Below are 18,873 nucleotides of genomic sequence, written 5' to 3'. Positions count from 1 at the left end.
AGGAGGCAGCAGGGCAAAACAAAAATGATGGCCCTGCACGATCGGAGCGAATTCATCGGAGCGAGACGACCATGTCCGACAGGTCTATGCTGCAACAGCATGGCAGGCAGCCGCATTACGTTCTGCCCGGGACGGGCACCATTGCTCCTGTGCAAGCCCCCCTGCACCGCGCCAGCCTCGGGGGTGGGCTGAACGTCATTGGCAGCTCCCCCATCTTCCAGCGCCTGCTGCGCATGGTCGACGCCGTGGCGCCGACCCGCTGCACGGTGCTCATCAGCGGTCCCACCGGTTCCGGCAAGGAAATCATCGCCCAGCTCGTGCACCGGCAAAGCGGCGATCCCGGCGCGCCCTTTGTCGATCTCAACTGCGGCGCCCTGCCGGAACACCTGATCGACGCCGAACTCTTCGGCCATACCAAGGGGGCGTTTACGGGAGCGCTGAGCAGCCGCGCCGGTTTTTTCGCCCAGGCGGGACAAGGCACGCTGTTTCTCGATGAAATCGGCGAATTGCCGCTGGCGGTACAGAGCAAGCTGCTGCGCGTGCTCGAATCGCGCTGTTTCCGGCCGCTGGGCGGTGGCGATACGCAGCCGTTCAACGGCCGCATCGTGGCCGCCACCCATTGCGACCTGGCCGCGATGGTGCAGGCGGGCCGTTTCCGCGAAGACTTGTATTACCGGCTGGCGGTATTGAAACTCGACGTGCCGGGCCTGGACCAGCGCCGCGGCGACGTCGCCGCCCTCGCCGCGCACTTTGCCGGGCAGCAAAAGCGCCCCATCCGCTTTACCGCCACCGCCATGGAACGCCTGGGCCGGCATGCCTGGCCCGGGCATATCCGCGAACTGCGCAACCTGGTGGAGCGGCTGTCGATACTGGCCGAATCGGCGCTGATCGATGCCCACAGCCTGGAAGCCTTCCTGTCGGCGGGCAAGCCGCAGGACGCCGATCACACGCTGCTGGCGGAAGCCCTCATGCGGCTGGACGGAGACGACAAGCTGGCGGCCGCCGAACAATTGCTGATCGACTATGCGATGCGCCTTGCCGATGGCAACAAGACGACCGCGGCCCGCCACCTGGGCATCAACCGCAAGGTCATCGAACGCCGCGTGCATGGCGACGAGGAGCGCAGCAATTTCGCCCGCGTCTGCCTGCTGGAAGGACGCGCGCTGATCGAGGCGGCCCGCTTCAAGGAGGCCATCGAAGTGTTGCGCCGCGGCCTCACCTTGCTGGCCGCCGATGCGCATCCCTGCACCGCGCGCCGCCTGAGCTGCGACCTGCACCGCTGGCTGGCGATTTCACACCGCGGCATCAGCGGCTGGCAAAGCGCCGAAGCGCTCGCCTGCTACCAGCAGGCATTGCAGGAAGCGGCGGCGCTGGGCGACGAGGTGGAAATCACCGCCCTGCGTTTCGGCATCTGGAGTTCGCAACTGATGGCGCTGGACCTGGTGGCGGCGCGGGCAACGGCGCAAGACATGCTGCAGCGGGCGCAAGCGATAGGCGACACGGATTTGCTGTCGCAGGCCCACCTGGCCCTGGCCAACACGCTGTTCTGGCTCGGCGACTACCGCGAGACGCTGGCCTGCCTGGCACGCGGACACCTGCTGTGCGGCGCGGCAGCGGCCGACACGGGCGGACAGGGCCTGGACATCGCCGCGCTGTCGAGCACTTTCGAAGGCCTGTCCTGCTTCCAGAGCGGCGCCTTCCGCCGCGCGCGCGCGGTGATGGAACACCTGGCGTTGCGCGGCGGCGCCGACAACCCGCACCCCTTCCATCGCGCCATCGCGCTGCAAGGCGCCGCATGGCTGGCCTGCATGTTCGAGGACTGGGTCCGGCTGGCAAGCCTGGCGGCGGACCTGCAAACCGTCGCCAGCGAATACGGCTATCAATTCTACCTGGGGGTGGGGCAGATATTCCATGCCTGCGCATTGGCAACAGGCAACATCCATACGCAGACCGAACAGCGCATCGCCGACGGCTACCAGCAATACATGCTGTGCGAAGGCGGCATGCTCTTCCATTCATTCCAGGCCTGGAAGCGGGGCGAACTGCTGCTGTCGGCAGGCCAGCCATCGCAAGCCCGGCAATTGCTGCACGGCGCCATCGAACTGGCGCTGGAACATGGCGAACGGGCCTACCTGGTCGAACTGCTCGACATGCATGCCCGGACGTGGATCGCGGTGGGCGACCTGGACAACGCGGAACGCGAACTGGGCAGTGCGCTGTCGACCGCCAAGGCGCTGGGCGCCGCGGCCGGCAGCCTGCTGGTGGCGACCCGCCTGGCGCAACTGCTGCTGCAGCGCGGCCGCCGGCACGAAGCACTCGATCACCTCACGCGCGCCTTGCGCGGCGTGGAACGCGACACGGCTTTTCCCCGGTTTGCCCAGGCGCTGCAGTTGCAGGCCGTCCTGGCGCAAACCATTTCCATGCCATGCCAACCTGAGGACCCGCAACATGAGCTATGTGCTGAACCACGATGACCTTGAATCGCTGTTGCTGGGCGCCTGCTTCTTCGGCAGCGGCGGCGGCGGCACGCTCGCTTCCGCGCGCAGCCTGCTGGCCCAGTTCCACGCCGGCGATTATTATCCGGACGCCCAGGTGCGCGTGGTCAGCGTCGACGAAGCCACCGCTGGCGAAACGGTCATGGTGGCTTACCTGGGTTCGCCCGTGGCGATCAATGGCGCCCATTTTCCGCAGGGCCCCGTCGACGCCGTGCTCGCCGTCAGGGAGCGCCTGGCGCTGGAAAATCGCACCTTGGCCTACCTGGCGCCGCCCGAGAGCGGCGCGCTGGGGTTTCTCGTCGCCTGCCTGGTCGCCGCCCGCCTGGGCCTGGCCGTGATCGACGCCGACGGGGCCGGCCGCGCCGTCCCCTCGCTGCCCCAGCTGACGTATGCGGCCGCGCACATCAATCCGCGCCCCGCCTTCCTCGTCAGCCAGACGGGGCTGCGCGTGGAACTCGACGTCCAGCCCAGCCAGGGCGTGAACGGCGCCCATACCCACCAGCAAGACGTAGCAACGATCATCGACCAGATGATGCGCCCCATCGTTTCGCAGGCCGATTTCAAGCAGTTCGGCGGCCTGGCCATGTGGATCATGGCGCCGGCGGAGCTGGCCCGGGCGCTGCCCGTGCGCGGCACTCTGGGACGCGCCCTGCGCCTGGGCCGCGAACTGCAGGCAGGACGCTTGCGCAGCCCGGAGGAACTGGTCGATTATCTTGCGCGGCAATGCGACATGCGCGCCTGGCTATTGTTTCCACAGGGCACGTTCGTCGCCGCCGAAGTCGACTCACGCAATGGCTTCGACCTGGGCAAGATCACCATCCGCGCGGGTGAACGGCTCTGCACGGTCCTGTACCAGAACGAATCGCTGCTGGCCTGGGACAGCAGCCGCAGCACGCCCCTCTGCATGGCGCCCGACACCATCAGTTACTTTGTCGAGGGCGATGGCCAGGCCGTGTATTCGAATGGCGACTTGCTGCTGCCGGACGGCACGCTCAACCCGGCCTTGATGCAGCGCAAGGTGACGCTGCTGGGCCTGCAAGCCCATCCGGTATTGCGGGAACGGGACGGCCTGATACTCGACAGCTTCATGCAATTGATCAACGCCATCGGCTACCTGGGACCCTACGTGCCGCTCACGGGCAACGCCGGCGCCGCGGCAGGGAGCGCCGCATGAAGCCGCTGCGCATCTGCATCGTGGCGCCGGTGGCCACGTCCATCTACAACCAGCGCCTGCTCGACGCCATCGAGCCCGTGATGCCGCCCGATGTCGAAGTGTCCGTGCGCAATATTTCTACTGGGAACGACTGCATCGAATACCGCGTCGACTGGCTGCAAAACGGCTATCCGGTGGTGCAGCTGGCCAGGGAAATCGAACGCGAAGGCTATGACGGCATCTGGCTCAGCGACTTCGACATGTGCGGCGTGGAAGCAGCGCGCGAAGTGATCGACATCCCCATCCTCGGCGGCTTCCCGCCCGCCGCCTTTACCGCGCTGGCCCTCAGCCAGCGCCTGTCGATCATGACGATATTGCCCAGCACGCTCGCCATGCAGCAGGGTCACATGCAGGCCTACGGCTTGCAGGACAGCTTCGCCTCCATCCGCTCCATCGACTGTCCCGTCGCCGACCTCGGCAAGCTGGACACGGTGGTCGAAAAAACCTTCAAGGCCGCCATGCTGGCCGTACAGGAAGACGGCGCCCAGTCCATCCTGCTTGGCTGCACAGGCTTTGTCGGCGTCGCCGCGCGCGTCAGCGCGCTGCTGGAAGACGCGCTGCAGACCTATGTGCCGGTCATCGATCCGAACCAGGCAGGCTTCAGCTTCCTGGTGTCCCTCGTGCGCATGCGCCTGCGGCCCAGCCGCGCCTGCTACAGCAAGGATAGCTGAACCGCCGCACGCGCCCGCGTCACGCCATGCCGTGTCCCGGGCGCCCCCTCCCCGTCCTTGCCGCCTGCCGTTTTCGTCCATCCCGCTCAACAAGGGTGGACGATATCCGCCAACATTATTGCAGCACGACAATGCCAATCCGCCCCATCCCTTGAAAATCAAGCACTTGGCCTTCTGGCACGCCCCTTGCTAAAGATCATGCTATCGGCGCTGGAGCAGCAGGCGCCGCAGCAGGCGGGCGGAGCACCTCAAGCGGTGTGCCACCCGCCCTCCAGGACCCAGCAAGGAGCACCTCGTGCCGACGACCATGGAAGTATCCACCACCCACGACAGCCTGGCCAATCATGGCTTGCTGCCCGGCCTGGCTGCCTTGCAAGATGGCAACACCGGCTGTGCCGACATCTGCATCGCCGTGCTCGACGGTCCCGTCGATACCAGCCACCCTTGCTTTGCCGGCGCCAGGCTGCAACTGCTCGACACGCTCGCCACGGGTGCCAGCGGCAGCGGCCGGGCATCGCAACACGGCACCCATGTCGCCAGCATCATCTTTGGCCAGCCGGGCAGTCCCGTCACGGGCCTGGCTCCCCATTGTCGGGGCTTGATCCTGCCCATCTTTGCCGACCGCGCCGACGGCGCACTGACGCAATGCACGCAGCTCGACCTGGCCCGCGCCATCACCCAGGCCGTCGAGCACGGCGCGCACATCATCAATGTCAGCGGCGGCGAACTGTCCGACAGCGGCGCCGCCGATGGCCTGCTGCAAAAAGCCATACAGCTGTGCCATGAACGCAACGTCCTGCTGGTCGCGGCGGCGGGCAACGACGGCTGCGATTGCCTGCACATCCCCGCCTCCATCAAATACACGCTGGTCGTCGGCGCACTGGACCGGCAAGGCGCGCCCATGCCCAACAGCAACTGGGGCGAAGCCTATCGCGCGCGCGGCATCATGGCGCCCGGCACCGACATCCTCGGCGCCGCGCCCGCAGGGCGCGTGCGGCTCAGCAGCGGCACCAGCTTTGCCACCCCGATCGTCTCGGCCATCGCAGCCTTGCTGCTATGCCGGCAACACCAACATGGGGATCGTCCTGACCCTCGTGGAGTTTGCAGCGCATTGCTGCAAAGCGCAACGCGTTGCAACACCAATGGCGAGCTAGACTGTCGCCGCCTCCTGACTGGGACATTGAATGTGCCGGGCGCCACTCAACTATTATTAAAAGGGAAAATTGAAATGTCAGACGATACTGTGATTGAAGCGAGCCCAGCCAATGCCGACACTTCCGCGCAGGCGCATCCGCTCAGCATTCCCATGCTGGAAACCCCCTCCCTGGCCAACCTTGCGGCCCCTTCCGGCGCGACGCGGCAAGGCATCGCCGCTTCCGGCATCGATGCCTCCGATTGCGGCTGCGGCGGCAGCGCCAAGGGCCCGACCCTGGTGTATGCGCTGGGCAACCTGGGCGTCGACTTCGGCAGCGAAGCGCGCCGCGATTCCTTCGTCCAGGCCATGCCATCGGACAGGAACAATCCGAGCGATCCGCAGCAATTGATCGAATTTCTGCGCGCGAAGCCATATTTCCGCCAATCGCTGACCTGGACCGTCAACCTGGACGCCACGCCGATTTACGCGGTCGTCCCCGTCGGTCCGTATGCCGACATGACCTATGAACTGCTGTTCGAGGCCTATGTCGGCACCATCGATGGCCTGGTCGTCATGAATTCGTTTCCCGGCGTAATCTCGGGCGCCGCCAGGCTGATGTCCGGCCAGGTCGTTCCCGTGATCCAGCCGGCCATCCGGGGCATGTTCAGCTGGAATGTGCCGCAGCTGATCGACAGCCTCATGGCGGTGCAGGACAGCCTGGACATCAACAGCAGCAACACGGGGGCGCGCCTGGAAAACTTCCTGAACCGCATCTATTACGACTTCCGCAACCTGGGCGTCACGGGCATGGACCGCGCGCTCAACTTCTCGGCCACGAATGCCATGCAAGCGGCGGAAATGCTGGCCAAGACCACGGGCATGCAGCTCGATACCATCGTCGTGCAACAGAGTCCCGTGTGCCGCCCGGGCTCCGAGTGCTACGACATCATCATGACCTTCTTCAACCCGGAAAACCTGCAGGTAGCCAACACGGTCGCCCGCTTCGCCGTCGACGTCAGCGATGTGATACCGGTCAGCGTCGGCGCAGTGCGCTACTGGTCGCAACGCTGACGTCAACAGCATTTGAATTGTCGGGGCTCGTGGGCGCAGCGATGCGTGCACGCGCTTCAGCATACGGTCGTTGGCGGGAAACGATCAGCACCGTACTTCGGTACGCACACCCATTGCCGTTGCCCGCGGCGGCGCCACCACAAGGAGTTTTAAAATGAACAATCTGCCATTGCAAGCCAAAGCCGTACAACGCAGCCCCAGCATCTCCGCCATCAGCCAGGGTGTCGCCCCTTCCAGCATTCCCTGCACCCTGTGCAAAGCGGCTTGCGGCGCCTTGAGCGGCACCGCACAGCAACTCTGCCTGATGGCTTGCAACGCCACCGTTTGCTGATCAAGCCAGCAAGATCGAGCCGTTCCGGCTAAGCCCGGCATGCCTGCGGGCGATGAGCTTCTCGTCGCCCGCTCCCCCTGCCGGCATCCCCCCCGACGGACGCAGGACGGCGATGCGACTCGCCACCGAACCCGCCTGTTTCGCGCAGCGCGCATGCCCTTGCGCGTGCCCGTGTCAACGCACAAGCCCGCGCCCCGCACTGCTTGCGCTAAAACAAATCCAGCTGCCCCGCATTACCCTTTTTTACTTTTGCGCCCAGCGGCGGCACCACCAGCGGCCGGCGGAACTGCGTGCAATCGAGCTGCTTGAAGCGGCCGCCCCTGCCGTGCAAGCCCAGCCGGTGCACGGCCTTTTCAAAGCGCTGGCGGATGAGATCAGCCCACACGCCCTCGCCCCGCATGCGCGTACCGAACGCGCTGTCGTAATCCTTGCCGCCACGCATTTCGCGCACCCGGTTCATCACGCGCTGGGCCCGTTCCGGGAAGTGCGCTTCCAGCCATTGCTGGAACAGCGGGCTCACTTCCCACGGCAGGCGCAGCACCACGTAATGGGCGTGGATGGCGCCCGCGTCGCGCACGGCTTCGAGCAGCTGCTCGATTTCCGGTTCCGTCACGAACGGGATGATGGGCGCGATGCTCACGCCCACGGGGATGCCCGCCTCCGTCAGGGTGCGGATGGTGCGCAGCCGCCGCGCCGGAGCGGCCGCGCGCGGCTCCAGGGTGCGCGCGATGGCCGGGTCGAGCGTGGTGACAGTGACGGCCACGGCGGCCAGGCGCCTGGCCGCCATCGGCGCCAGAATGTCGATATCGCGCTCAATCAGCGACGATTTCGTGATCAGCGCCACGGGGTGGTCGCACTCGTGCAGCACTTCCAGCACGCGCCGCGTCAGTTGCCGTTCGCGCTCGCACGGCTGATACGCATCCGTGTTCACGCCCAGGGCGATCGGTTCGGGCACATACGAGGGCTTGGCCAGTTCGCGGCGCAAGAGTTCCGGGGCGTTCACCTTGGCGTAGATGCGGCTTTCGAAGTCCAGCCCCGGCGACAGGCCAAGATAGCTGTGCGTGGGGCGGGCAAAGCAATAAATGCAGCCGTGTTCGCAACCCCGGTACGGATTCAAGGAAACATTGAACGGCAAGTCGGGCGAAGCGTTGCGCGTGAGAATGGTGCGCGCCTGCTCGTCGCTGACCTGCGTCTTCCAGGTGGGAGGCACCGCCTCCCCGGCCGCCTCATCCAGGCCGCCCACGCCCCAGCCATCATCGAAACCGCCGCGCGCGTGCGTCTCGTAGCGCCCTTGCAGGTTCGACACGGCGCCGCGGCCCTTGTGGGCTTTCAGCGATTGCGGCGGCAACATGGCTTGCCCGGCGAAGCTGTCATCGTGCTCTGGAATGATTGCTTTCATGAACGGCCCCATCAACTGTATATACGTACAGTATACTATGCCGCTGCGCGGGCAAGATCAAGGGCTGGCGTGATGCCGTTTCAAGCTTTTTCACCGTGCGGCATGACATAGCTCAACTGCTGTGCGACAAAGCCGTCAAATGCCGCGATCAGGGGAACGAAGCGGGCCGCGTCCTGCTCCAACTGCATCAGGGCATAGCACGTCGCTTCCAGGGTCGATAACTGGTCTGGCGCGTGCGCCTTGCGGATCAGGTAATGGGATGCGGGCGTATCGCGCAGGGGCAGGCGCGGCAGCTGTTGCAACGGCGGATTCAGATACAACATCTTGCGGCTCTTGCGCCAGGTGGCGTCCAGCACCACCAGCCGCACGCGGGCAAGATCGAGCAAGCTGACTGGGTCGAGCGCTGGCGGCGGGGCGATGCCCAGCGAACGGTCCCCGGGCGTATCCGGGTACAGCAACACGTTATGCTTGTCGGCCAGCAATTCGGCGAGCGTATCGGGGGCAAACTGCTCGCCCGTCAGCATGCGGCTGTTCGGCAGGCTCAAGTGCAGCAGGCGGGCACTGCCCTTGGCATTGTGCACTTCCAGCGGATGCTGCAGGATCAGCACTTCCACCGCGTGGGAAACGGGGGCGATCCAGCGGCAGATGCAGCTGGAGACGGCGCGCAGGCAGGCTGGGCAGCGCGCGCGTTTGGCTGGTTCAGCCAGGGAAGACGATGCAGCTGCAGGGCTGGCGGGATGGCTTGAGCTAAGGCTGGAGGTACGGCGGGTGGTCATGGCGGAGCGCGTTCGCGGCTGTCTTCAAGCCGCGATTGTAGCGCCCGCGCCATGCCAAGGGGGAAACTGCGCTTAAGAATCCGTGCTTAAAACTCTTCCCATTCGTCGGCGCCCGAGGCCACCGGCGCCTTCGGCGTGCGTGCGCGCACCGCGTCCGCTTGCGCCGCCTTGTCCGGCGAGGTCGCAGTCACGGCGGGTGCTGGCGCGCGGGATGCTGGCGCGCGTCGCATGGCGGGCTGCGTGGCGGGCCGCATGGCAGCTCGCGTGGCAGCCGCTACTGGCGCAGGCGCCGTCACGGACGGGCTGCTATGGGCGGCAGCATATTGCTGCGTCGCATCGAGCTTGAACACGCCCACGACCTCGGCCAGCCTGGCCGCCTGTTCCTGCATGGATTCGGCCGCCGCGGCCGCTTCTTCCACCAGGGCTGCGTTTTGCTGCGTCACCTGGTCCATCTGGCCGATGGCCTGGTTGACTTGTTCGATGCCTGCGCGCTGTTCATCGCTGGCGTCGGTGATCTGGTTCATGATCTGCGTCACGTGGCTGATGCTTTGCACGATCTCGTCCATGGTGCGGCCCGCCTTGTCCACCAGTTGCGAACCGGCCTCGACCTTTTGCACGGAATCGTCGATCAAGCCCTTGATTTCCTTGGCTGCCGCGCTGGAACGCTGCGCCAGGTTGCGCACTTCGGAGGCCACGACGGCAAAGCCGCGGCCCTGTTCACCGGCCCTGGCCGCTTCCACGGCCGCGTTCAGGGCCAGGATATTCGTCTGGAAGGCGATGGCGTCGATGACGCTGATGATGTCGACAATCTTGCGCGAGGAATCGTTGATCGAGCCCATGGTGCTGACCACTTCCGACACCACCACGCCGCCCTTGCTGGCGATCTGCGAGGCGTCGATGGCCAGCTGGTTGGCGCTGCGCGCATTGTCCGCATTGAGTTTCACGGTGGAGGTCAGCTCTTCCATGGACGACGCCGTCTCTTCCAGCGAGCTGGCCTGCTCTTCCGTGCGTGACGACAAGTCCAGGTTGCCGGCGGCAATTTCGCTCGACGCCGTGCTGATCGATTCGGTGCCGGCGCGCACCTGGCCCACGATACTCACCAGTTTATCGTTCATGTTTTTCAGCGCATGCATCAATTGCCCCGTCTCATCGCGGCTTTCCACGACGATATGGCTGGTCAGGTCGCCAGCGGAAACGGCTTCCGCCACCTCGACGGCACGCGTGATGGGACGCGTGATCGAGCGCGTGATCCAGTAGGCGCAGGCGATGCCCAGCAAGATGGCCACCACGCCCAGCGAGATCAGCAGCATGCGGCCATTTTCGTAGCGCGAACGGATTTGCGCGGCCGTTTCATCGAGCAATTTGGCTTCCAGCAATTCCAGCTTCTTCAGCGACGCCAGGTAGATGTCGCGCTTGACGGCCATGTCGCCTTCGTACAGGCGCTTGCCCAGTTCCAGGTCGCCCGCATTCTTGGCCTTGAACACATTCTTGCGCACTTCCGTGTAGGCCTTGCGCGTGCTCAATACTTCCTGGTACAGCGCCTGCTCGTCCGTGTTCAGCTCGCTCTTGCCGATATCGTTCTGGATTTCCGTGGCGCGTGCAGACGAGACCGCCATTTCCTGTTCAAACTGCTTCTGGTGTTCGGGATCGCTGACTTTCCAGGCGGCCGCCGTGCGCGCCGCGTTGACCTCGATGACCTTGGTCCACTCGGCGATCAGGCGCTCATTGCGCACCTTGACGTTGACGAGCGCATCGGTTTCCTTGCTGGCGCTTTGCATCTGCACGATGCCCACCACGGTCAGGCTGGTCAACAGGAACAGGACGGCGGCAAAACCGCCACCGAGACGTACGCCGATTTTGAGGTTTTTCATTGCGTGATTCCTATCTGAAGAAAACGATGCACAGACGCCACGAAACCGACCTACTGCTACGTACCAATATAGCAGGCATCTGCCGTGCGGCAATCACGAGCGGTGGCGCAACGCGAACGTCGCCACCGGAATGGCAGCGCGCCGCAGCGCACTACTTTGGAGCAGATTGTGAGTGAATCAGAGTGGTATTGCAAGAAATAACATGCAGAAAAGCAACAACCAGAAGGCGCTATGCCGCCACGAACGGGCGGCAGGCAAGCAAGGTCAGTTTTGCTTCACATAGATCAATTTTGACGTGTCAAAACCCAGGCCGCCGGCTTTCTCGATCAGGCGTTGCTGCAAGGCAGGGTCCATGGTGGGCGTGCGCGACAACAGCCAGAAGTACGACTTGTCGGGGCCGCTGATCATGGAATAGCTGTAATTTTGCTGGTCGAGGTCGAAGACGATGTAGGAACCATAGAAGGGGCCGAAAAACGACACTTTCAGGTAGCCCACGTCTTTCTTGTCCACGAAATACGCCTTGCCTTCCGCTTCCTTCCACTTCGCATCCGCATCCTTGTAGCCGCGGTTGAGCACTTTCAGGCCGCCATCCTGGCGCAGGCTGTAATCGGCCGTCACCTGGCTCAGGCCCCGCTCGAACGAGTGGTCGAGGCGCGCGATCTCATACCATTTGCCCAGATAGCGGGTCGTGTCGAAGTGACTGACAGGCACAATATTGTCGGGGCGGCCCACGCAGCCGGCCAGCACGAGCACACTCAGAAACAGCAATTTTTTCATGGTCTTCTCCATCGGGTGAATCAGGGTGGCAACGTCAGGGTTGCAATGCCCGGTCGACGATGCGGCGGATCGCGCCGCTATTTTGCATGCGCACGATGGCCGCATTGAATTGTGCGATAAAGTCATCGCGATAAGGATAGGCGACAGGCCGTTGCGCCGTAAAACCCAGGTGGCCTTGCTGGCTGGCCAGCTGCGCCGTTTCCTCGATTGCCTGCATCGGCGTGCCCGGCGGCCCCTCGCGCCGGATGCGCTGCAATTCCCACTGCGCCGACAGGCGGTCGCTGACATAGCAATCGATGCGTCCGCGCATCAGCTTGAGCAAATTCGTGCGCGTGCCCTTGGCAGGACCGAGCACGATTTTTTCAGCGCGCAGGGACGCCATCAACCCCGCGTCGCCCGGCAGGAAACCGGCGTTCACGCCGATGTGCAGGCCGCCGTAATCGGCGGGCCATTGCCGCAGCTTGCGCCTGGCCAGCACGTCCTGGTTGCACAGCACCACCAGCTGTTCCATCAGCAGCGGCACGGAATAGCGCACATACGGCCGCTCGCTGCGCCAGGAATACGGCGGATACAGGGCGAAGGCCTCGCCCGTCTGCAGCATCAGCAAGCCCCGCTTCCAGGGCACGGGGCGCAGCTGCACCGCATACTGCGGCATCGATTGCGCCGCTTCGCGCACGATCTCCGTATAAATGCCTTTCAGCTGGCCGTTTTCAACGTAGGAGTACGGCGGATAGTCGTCGTCGCCGTAAATCACCAGCGGCACCGCAGTGCCGGCCCGCGCGCCGGCGGCGATGAACAGGCATAGCGCGGCAGGCAAGATGAGCATTCTGGACATGCCCGAAGAGTAGCATGGAAGGGGCCAGCGCCATCACCCGTTTGCACTGTTCGTGCCCAGCATGTCATCGAGCTGCGCCAGGGTATTGGCATCCTTCACGACGGCGCGCAGCCACAGGTGCAGCGGCAGATCGCCCCAGCTGGCGGCCTTCTCGGCCAGGTAGGCGACAGGGCTGTGCGGCTCCGTGCGGCGGAAGAAATCGGCCACCTGGCGCAGCTGGGCCAGCGCCTGCTGGCGCTGCACGATGGCGCCGCCGCCCTCGCCGGCGGCCTGGCCGGCGGCGGGCGGCGCACCGATAAAATCCGCGCCAGGCGACAGCGGCGCGATGAAATGAATGGCGTTTTCCAGCGCTTCGCGCGCGGCGCGGAAACTCGGACCGTCGGCGCCGAAACGCGCATCGACGCTGCGCTCGAACGCCAGCAGCGACTGCATGCAGTACTGCGCATCGGCCAGCAAGCCGTCGGAAAAGGCCCGCGTGTTCCTTTGCCGCGCCGCCTCCATCTGCGCCAGGGTTGCCCCTTCGTCGTGGCGCCCGTCGCCCCAGCCCTGATCGGCCGCGCCCTGCGCTACGCCGGCGGCCGCGCGCTGGCGCGCCGCATCGAAATCCTGCAGCGAATACAGGCCGTCGGCGCCTTCGGTCAGCGGGATCTCGCGCAGCAGTTGCGGCGTGCGCGACAGCAGCCAGAAGACATTGCCGATGCGCTGTTCCTGGTCGCCCTCTTCCGCCGGCGGATACAGGCCATCCCAGTAACGTTCGCACAGGCCGGCCAGCAGCGCGTAGCCATCGCCCAGGCCACGGAAATGGCGCGTCTTCGCGTGCGCCTCGGCCAGCCACACGGCCATGCGCAAATCCTTGCTGCGCGCCGCGATCAGCTGTTCGCAGCGCGTCGCCACGAAGGGCCAGTCGGCTTCCTTCAGCGCCGTCACCCACTCGCCCTGGTCCAGGCTCGGGTCGTCGTGCTGGCGCGCGCGCGCGATGGCGTCGAGCTCCTGGCTGAAGGTGAGGTCGTCGCCGCAGGGGCTGACGGCGCTGACGGGGTGCAGCAACTGCTCCAGATTGAACATGGCGCTCTCCGCGGGGTTATTTGACGACGTTACTTGATGGTGTATTTGAACTGCCCCTGCTTGTTCGCGCTGACGCGTATCGACGCGACCGGCTCGCCCGCGGCCATGCGCGCCAGCACCGCTTCGGCGATCGCCGGCAGCAGGCTGCCATTGAGTATCTGGTCGACGTTGCGCGCGCCCGAATCGACCTCGGTGCAGCGCGCCAGCACGGCGTCGACCAGGCCCGCGTCATGGCTGAACTGCGCCTGGTGGTTGCGCGCGATACGCGCGCCGATGCGCGCCAGCTTCAGGGCGATGATCTCGGCCAGCACCGCGTCATTCAGGGGATAGAAGGGCAGCACCTTCAGGCGCCCCAGCAAGGCCGGCTTGAAGTGCGCCACCAGCTGCGGTCGCACCAGTTCTTCCAGCGCGGCCGGCGTGGGCAAGTCCTGTGACGCCCGGTTCAGGCAGGCGGCCATCATCGCGCCAGAACCCAGGTTCGAGGTGGCGATGATGATGGTGTTGCGAAAATCGACTTCGCGCCCTTCCGCATCATCGAGCACGCCCTTGTCGAACACCTGGAAGAACAATTCCAGCACGTCGGGATGGGCCTTTTCCGCCTCGTCGAGCAGCACCACGCTGTAGGGCTGGCGCCGCACGGCTTCCGTCAGCACGCCGCCTTCGCCATAGCCGACATAGCCGGGCGGCGAGCCTTTCAGGCCGGCCACGCTGTGCGCTTCCTGGTACTCGCTCATGTTGATGCTGATGAGCTTGCGCTCGCCGCCATACAGCAAGTCGGCCAGCGCCAGCGCCGTTTCCGTCTTGCCCGTGCCGGACGGCCCCGTGAACAGGAACACGGCTTGCGGCTTGTCCGGGTCGTCCAGGCTGGCGCGCGCCGTGCGCACGCGCTGCGCCACGGCCTCGATGACGTGGTCCTGTCCCAGCACCCGTTCGCGCAGCGCGCCGTCCAGGGTCAGCACCGTGCGGATGTCGTCCTTGAGCATTTTCCCCAGCGGGATGCCGGTCCAGCCGGCGACGATGCCGGCCACCACCTGCGCATCGACTTCCAGCGGAGACAGCGGCGCGTCGCCCTGCAGAACCGCCAGCTCTTCCTTCAGCGCCAGCAGGCGCGCCGCGCCGATCTCGCCCGGCCGCTCGCCGCGCAGCTGCGCGCGCAGCTCGCCGATCTGCGCCACCAGCGCCTTTTCGCGCTCCCAGCGCTGCGCCAGCGCCGCGACCGCCGCCTGCCCTTCGTCATGCTCGCGCCGCAACTGCGCCAGGCGCGCGGCGCCGGCTTTATCGGGCACTTCGCCATCGGCCGCCTCGCGGGCCAGGGCGGCGATTTCCGCGCCGACGCGCTCCTGGCGCCGGTGCGCGTTTTCCAGCTGCGCCGGCGTGGCGCGCTGGCCCAGCGCCACCTTGGCGCACGCCGTATCGAGCACGCCGATGGCCTTGTCGGGCAACTGGCGCCCGCTGATGTAGCGGTGCGACAGGCGCACCGCCTCGACGATGGCCGCGTCGCGCACGCGGATGCCGAAATGGCGCTCCATCAGCGGCGCCATGGCGCGCAGCATGGCGCAGGCGATGTCTTCGCTGGGCTCTTCCACCTTCACCACCTGGAAGCGCCGCGCCAGCGCCGCATCCTTTTCAAAATACTTCTTGTATTCGCTCCAGGTGGTGGCGGCGATGGTGCGCAGGGCGCCGCGCGCCAGCGCCGGTTTGAGCAGATTGGCCGCATCGTTCTGCCCCGCCTGGGCGCCGGCGCCGATCATCGTATGCGCCTCGTCGATGAAGAGGATGACCGGGTGCGGGCTTTTCGTCACCTCGTCGATGACATTTTTTAAACGGCTTTCGAATTCTCCCTTCACGCTGGCGCCGGCCTGCAGCAAGCCCATGTCGAGCGCGTGGATGCGCGCGCCCTGCAGCACCTCGGGCACGTCGCCGGCGGCGATGCGCAAGGCCAGGCCTTCCACCACGGCCGTCTTGCCCACGCCCGCCTCGCCCGTCAAAATAGGATTGTTCTGGCGCCGGCGCAGCAGGATGTCGACGGCCTGGCGTATCTCCGCCTCGCGGCCGATCACGGGATCGAGCTTGCCGTCGCGCGCCAGCTGCGTCAGGTCGGTGGTGAACTGGTCCAGCGCCGGGGTTTTGCTGGCCAGACTAACAACAGGATCGTCGCCGGTGGCGGAAAGCCGCGGCACGCCAGCGCTTTCCTCCTCGCCTGAGCCGGCCGTGAGCTTGTCCGGATGGTGCTTCAATTGCTCCACGCTGAAGCGGGCGAACAGCTTCGAGCCGCGGTACGCGAGCTGCGACAGTTCCGGCTCCGTCAGCAGCGCCAACAGCAGATGGCGGCTGCGGATGGGGCCTGGCTGCGCCGTGTCCAGCGAGGCGATCAGCCAGGCGTGTTCGAACAGCAGCGGCAAATGGGGCGAAAACACGGGCGTGCGCGCGCTGCCCGTGCGGAAGCCGCCGATCTCGCGGCGCAGGTCAGCCTCCAGCGCCGTCAGGCTGATTTCGCTGCGCCGCGCGATGGTGACGAAATCGCTGCGCTCCTGCTCCAGCAGCGCCAGGAACAGGTGTTCGATATCGACTTCATACTGGCCCAGTCCCACGCAGATGGCGGCGGCGCGGGTGGCGGCCGTGCGCGCCGTGTCATTCAGCTTGGCGATCAGGGTTTTCAAGTTGTTGCTCATGCGGCGGCTCCCTTGCGGTTGATCGAGTAACGCAGCGACGACGGCTGCAGCACGGCGTCGAAATTGACCGTCTCGCCACCGGACCTCACGGCCAGGGTGCCGCTGATGACGAAGCCGACCCGGTTGATGGCGCCCGCTTCCCGTTCCAGGCGGGCGCGCACATTGCGCAGGCGCGGCTCGTGGCGTTCGATGGCGGCCTTCAGCGCGGCGCAGATGCGGGCGCGGTCGTCGCTGCTGGACAAACACATGCCGGCGAAATCGATCAAGCCATAGTTGACGATGGACGCCGCGCATTCCGGATAGGCGTCGAGCGCGCCGGGCGGCAGGGCCACGCGCGTATTGAGCAGCTCTTCCAGGTCGCGCGCCACCGCATCCTTCAATTGTTCCAGCGACAGGCGCGGCGCCACGCCGCCCGCCGCCGCACCGCCATCGCCCATCAGGCGGTCGAACAGGCCAGGTACATAACTGTCCATGCGCTCTCCTGAAAAGTCGGCGCGGCGCAGGCGCAGGTAGCCGCCGCGCGCCGCGCGAGGATGGATCAAGCCACGCGGTTCGCGGCCAGGTCCCAGCCGCCCGAGGTATTGCCGCCGGCGCCGCCCGTCACTTTTTGCTGCGTGTATTTCCACTTCACCTTCGAGAACTTGAAGCCGACGTGTTCACCGAGGATGTCGCCCTCTTCCACGTTCGGCGTGACGGCGCCGATCAGCACATTCTCGATTTCGATTTCAAAGTATTTGACGCGCTCGCCCTGGCCGTCGGCGCGCATGAATTCGAAGCGCGCCTTGGGGATGGTCTTGCCGGCCGAGCAGGTCTGCAGCAGCACCGGCGAGGCCAGGTCGGCCAGCTTGGAAATGACGATGTCCTTGTGCTCGCAGCGTTCGGCCGTGTGGCCGCCGCCCGTCGACGCGGTGGCGGACTTCGGCTGCTCGACGCTCCAGCTGACCGATTTGCACTCGATCCAGTCCTTGTGCTTGTCATCGGTGGACTCGCCCTTGATGCCGTCTATCTGCAGATATACATCGATTGCCATGGTGTGCTCCTGTGGTTGAAAGAGAGGTGGATCAGGAATTGGTCGACTTCGGCAACTCCGCGACCAGTCGGAGCGAAACGGATAATTCATCGAGCTGGAAGTGCGGCCGCAGGAAGGACACGGCGCGGTACACGCCGGGCCGGCCCGGCACTTCATGCACCTGCACGGACGCTTCGCGCAGGGGGAACTGCGCCTTCTGTTCCTGGCTGGCGTTATCGTCGAGCAGCACGTACTGCATCAGCCAGCGGTTCAAAAAATCCTCCACGTTGGAGGCGGCGGCAAAGCTGCCGATCTTGTCGCGCATCATGGCCTTCATGTAATGGGCGATGCGCGAGACGGCAAAGATGTACTGCAGCTGCGACGACAGCACCGCATTCGCGTTGGCCGCGTCGCTGTTGTACTTGCGGCTTTTCTGCGCCGACTGCGCGCCGAAGAACGCCGCATACGCCGTGTTCTTGCAGTGCACCAGCGAGATGAAGCCCAGGTCGCTCAATTCCTTTTCGCGGCGGTCGGTGATCGCCACTTCGGCCGGGCATTTCAGGGCCACGTCGCCCTCGTCCGTCTTGAAGGTGTGGGTCGGCAGGTCGTCCACCAGGCCGCCGCCCTCCACGCCGCGGATGGCGGCGCACCAGCCGTAGTCGGCAAAGGCGCGCGTCAGCTTGCAGCCGAACGCATACGCGGCGTTACACCACAGGTATTTGTGATGGTCGCTGCCGTCGACTTCCTCGACAAAATTGAAACCTTCCACCGTGGTGCCGTCGACGGGATTGAACGGCAACCGGCCCAGGAAGCGGGGCAAGGTCAGGCCCACATAGCGCGCATCCTCGGATTCGCGGAAGGCTTTCCATTTCGCGTACTCGATGGTGTCGAACACCTTGGCCAGGTCGCGCGGCTTGCCCAGGTCGCCGTAGCTTTCCAGGCCAAACAGTTCCGGCGCGGCCGAGGCGATGAATGGCGCATGCGCGGCGGCGGCGATGTGCGACATCTGTTCGACGAAATACATGTCTTCCGGCTGGCGCGAGATGGCGAAGTCGCCCAGCAGCGCGGCGAACGGCGCGCCGCCGAAGGTGCCGAATTCCTCTTCGTAGACCTTCTTGAACATGCTGCTCTGGTCGAACTCCAGCGCGGCCTGGAAATCCTTCACCAGTTCGCGCTTGGTGGCGTTGAACATGCGGATCTGCAGGCGCGTGCCCGTATCGGAATTGCCGACCAGGTAGCGCAGTCCCGTCCAGCTTTGTTCGAGCTGCTGGAACGGCGCCGCGTGCATGATTTCGCTGAGCTGGGCGGAAATCAGGCGGTCGATTTCCGCCACGCGCGCATCCAGCGTGGCCGACAGGCTGCTGGACATCAGCACCGTGCCGTCGAGCACCTGCGCCACCAGTTCCGAGATCAGGTCGCGCGCGCGCGCATGTTCGGCGCCGGACTTGGCGACGCGGCTTTGCTCGACGATCTGGTCCAGCAAGTCGGTGGCGGCCGGCGCATCGGGTGCGGATACAGCGAGGGATTCTGGGGCTTCTGCCTGGGCGCTCATC

Annotated in this window: 15 protein-coding genes; 5 read left to right on the top strand and 10 right to left on the bottom strand. The window is 65.5% G+C overall.

Features of this window, described 5'->3' with window-relative positions:
* Nucleotides 1-71: 71 nt before the first annotated feature.
* From NCG91_RS23385 to NCG91_RS23365, 5 genes are all read left to right on the top strand, one after another.
* Nucleotides 72-2,474: a sigma 54-interacting transcriptional regulator gene (locus NCG91_RS23385; protein WP_251351397.1), complete on the top strand. Its 2,403-nt coding sequence runs from the start codon at nucleotides 72-74 to the stop codon at nucleotides 2,472-2,474.
* A complete protein-coding gene (locus NCG91_RS23380) occupies nucleotides 2,449-3,669 on the top strand; it encodes an S-methyl thiohydantoin desulfurase family protein (RefSeq protein ID WP_251351395.1) in 1,221 nt (406 codons plus the stop codon). The genes NCG91_RS23385 and NCG91_RS23380 overlap by 26 nt, the downstream gene beginning before the upstream one ends.
* Complete coding sequence (locus NCG91_RS23375; RefSeq protein WP_251351394.1) at nucleotides 3,666-4,379, top strand: aspartate/glutamate racemase family protein; 714 nt, start codon at nucleotides 3,666-3,668, stop codon at nucleotides 4,377-4,379. The genes NCG91_RS23380 and NCG91_RS23375 overlap by 4 nt, the downstream gene beginning before the upstream one ends.
* A 295-nt stretch (nucleotides 4,380-4,674) precedes the next feature.
* Nucleotides 4,675-6,585: a cyanobactin maturation protease PatG family protein gene (locus NCG91_RS23370; RefSeq protein ID WP_251351392.1), complete on the top strand. Its 1,911-nt coding sequence runs from the start codon at nucleotides 4,675-4,677 to the stop codon at nucleotides 6,583-6,585.
* Between the two features lie 154 nt (nucleotides 6,586-6,739).
* Nucleotides 6,740-6,916: a hypothetical protein gene (locus tag NCG91_RS23365; protein WP_251351391.1), complete on the top strand. Its 177-nt coding sequence runs from the start codon at nucleotides 6,740-6,742 to the stop codon at nucleotides 6,914-6,916.
* A gap of 208 nt (nucleotides 6,917-7,124) precedes the next feature.
* On the opposite strand, the gene NCG91_RS23360 is transcribed toward NCG91_RS23365, so the two are convergent.
* From NCG91_RS23360 to tssC, 10 genes are all read right to left on the bottom strand, one after another.
* Complete coding sequence (locus NCG91_RS23360; RefSeq protein WP_251351477.1) at nucleotides 7,125-8,267, bottom strand: PA0069 family radical SAM protein; 1,143 nt, start codon at nucleotides 8,265-8,267, stop codon at nucleotides 7,125-7,127.
* A gap of 128 nt (nucleotides 8,268-8,395) precedes the next feature.
* Complete coding sequence (locus NCG91_RS23355; RefSeq protein WP_251351390.1) at nucleotides 8,396-9,091, bottom strand: tRNA-uridine aminocarboxypropyltransferase; 696 nt, start codon at nucleotides 9,089-9,091, stop codon at nucleotides 8,396-8,398.
* 86 nt (nucleotides 9,092-9,177) lie between these two features.
* A complete protein-coding gene (locus tag NCG91_RS23350) occupies nucleotides 9,178-10,962 on the bottom strand; it encodes a methyl-accepting chemotaxis protein (RefSeq protein ID WP_099667128.1) in 1,785 nt (594 codons plus the stop codon).
* Between the two features lie 264 nt (nucleotides 10,963-11,226).
* Nucleotides 11,227-11,739: a lipocalin family protein gene (locus NCG91_RS23345; RefSeq protein WP_251351389.1), complete on the bottom strand. Its 513-nt coding sequence runs from the start codon at nucleotides 11,737-11,739 to the stop codon at nucleotides 11,227-11,229.
* A gap of 34 nt (nucleotides 11,740-11,773) precedes the next feature.
* Complete coding sequence (locus NCG91_RS23340; RefSeq protein ID WP_251351388.1) at nucleotides 11,774-12,574, bottom strand: substrate-binding periplasmic protein; 801 nt, start codon at nucleotides 12,572-12,574, stop codon at nucleotides 11,774-11,776.
* Nucleotides 12,575-12,607: 33 nt separating this feature from the next.
* Nucleotides 12,608-13,639 carry a type VI secretion system protein TssA gene (gene tssA, locus NCG91_RS23335; protein WP_251351386.1) on the bottom strand — a complete coding sequence of 344 codons (1,032 nt, stop codon included), beginning with the start codon at nucleotides 13,637-13,639 and terminating at the stop codon, nucleotides 12,608-12,610.
* Between the two features lie 29 nt (nucleotides 13,640-13,668).
* Nucleotides 13,669-16,311: a type VI secretion system ATPase TssH gene (gene tssH, locus NCG91_RS23330; RefSeq protein WP_251351385.1), complete on the bottom strand. Its 2,643-nt coding sequence runs from the start codon at nucleotides 16,309-16,311 to the stop codon at nucleotides 13,669-13,671.
* Nucleotides 16,308-16,784, bottom strand: coding sequence for a type VI secretion system baseplate subunit TssE (gene tssE, locus NCG91_RS23325; RefSeq protein ID WP_099667124.1), 477 nt, complete (start codon nucleotides 16,782-16,784; stop codon nucleotides 16,308-16,310). Before tssE ends, tssH begins: the two co-directional genes overlap by 4 nt.
* Before the next feature lie 65 nt (nucleotides 16,785-16,849).
* The gene (locus NCG91_RS23320) at nucleotides 16,850-17,341 is read right to left on the bottom strand and encodes an Hcp family type VI secretion system effector (protein WP_034750126.1); all 492 of its coding nucleotides are present in this window, start codon (nucleotides 17,339-17,341) and stop codon (nucleotides 16,850-16,852) included.
* 31 nt (nucleotides 17,342-17,372) lie between these two features.
* Nucleotides 17,373-18,872 (bottom strand): type VI secretion system contractile sheath large subunit, encoded by a 1,500-nt coding sequence (tssC, locus tag NCG91_RS23315; RefSeq protein WP_077407195.1) that lies wholly within the window; start codon nucleotides 18,870-18,872, stop codon nucleotides 17,373-17,375.
* Nucleotide 18,873: the final 1 nt, after the last annotated feature.

The sequence above is a fragment of the Janthinobacterium kumbetense genome, from assembly GCF_023703445.1.
GTDB classification, from domain to species: domain Bacteria; phylum Pseudomonadota; class Gammaproteobacteria; order Burkholderiales; family Burkholderiaceae_D; genus Janthinobacterium; species Janthinobacterium kumbetense.
This window is presented reverse-complemented; position numbering and strand designations above follow the sequence as displayed.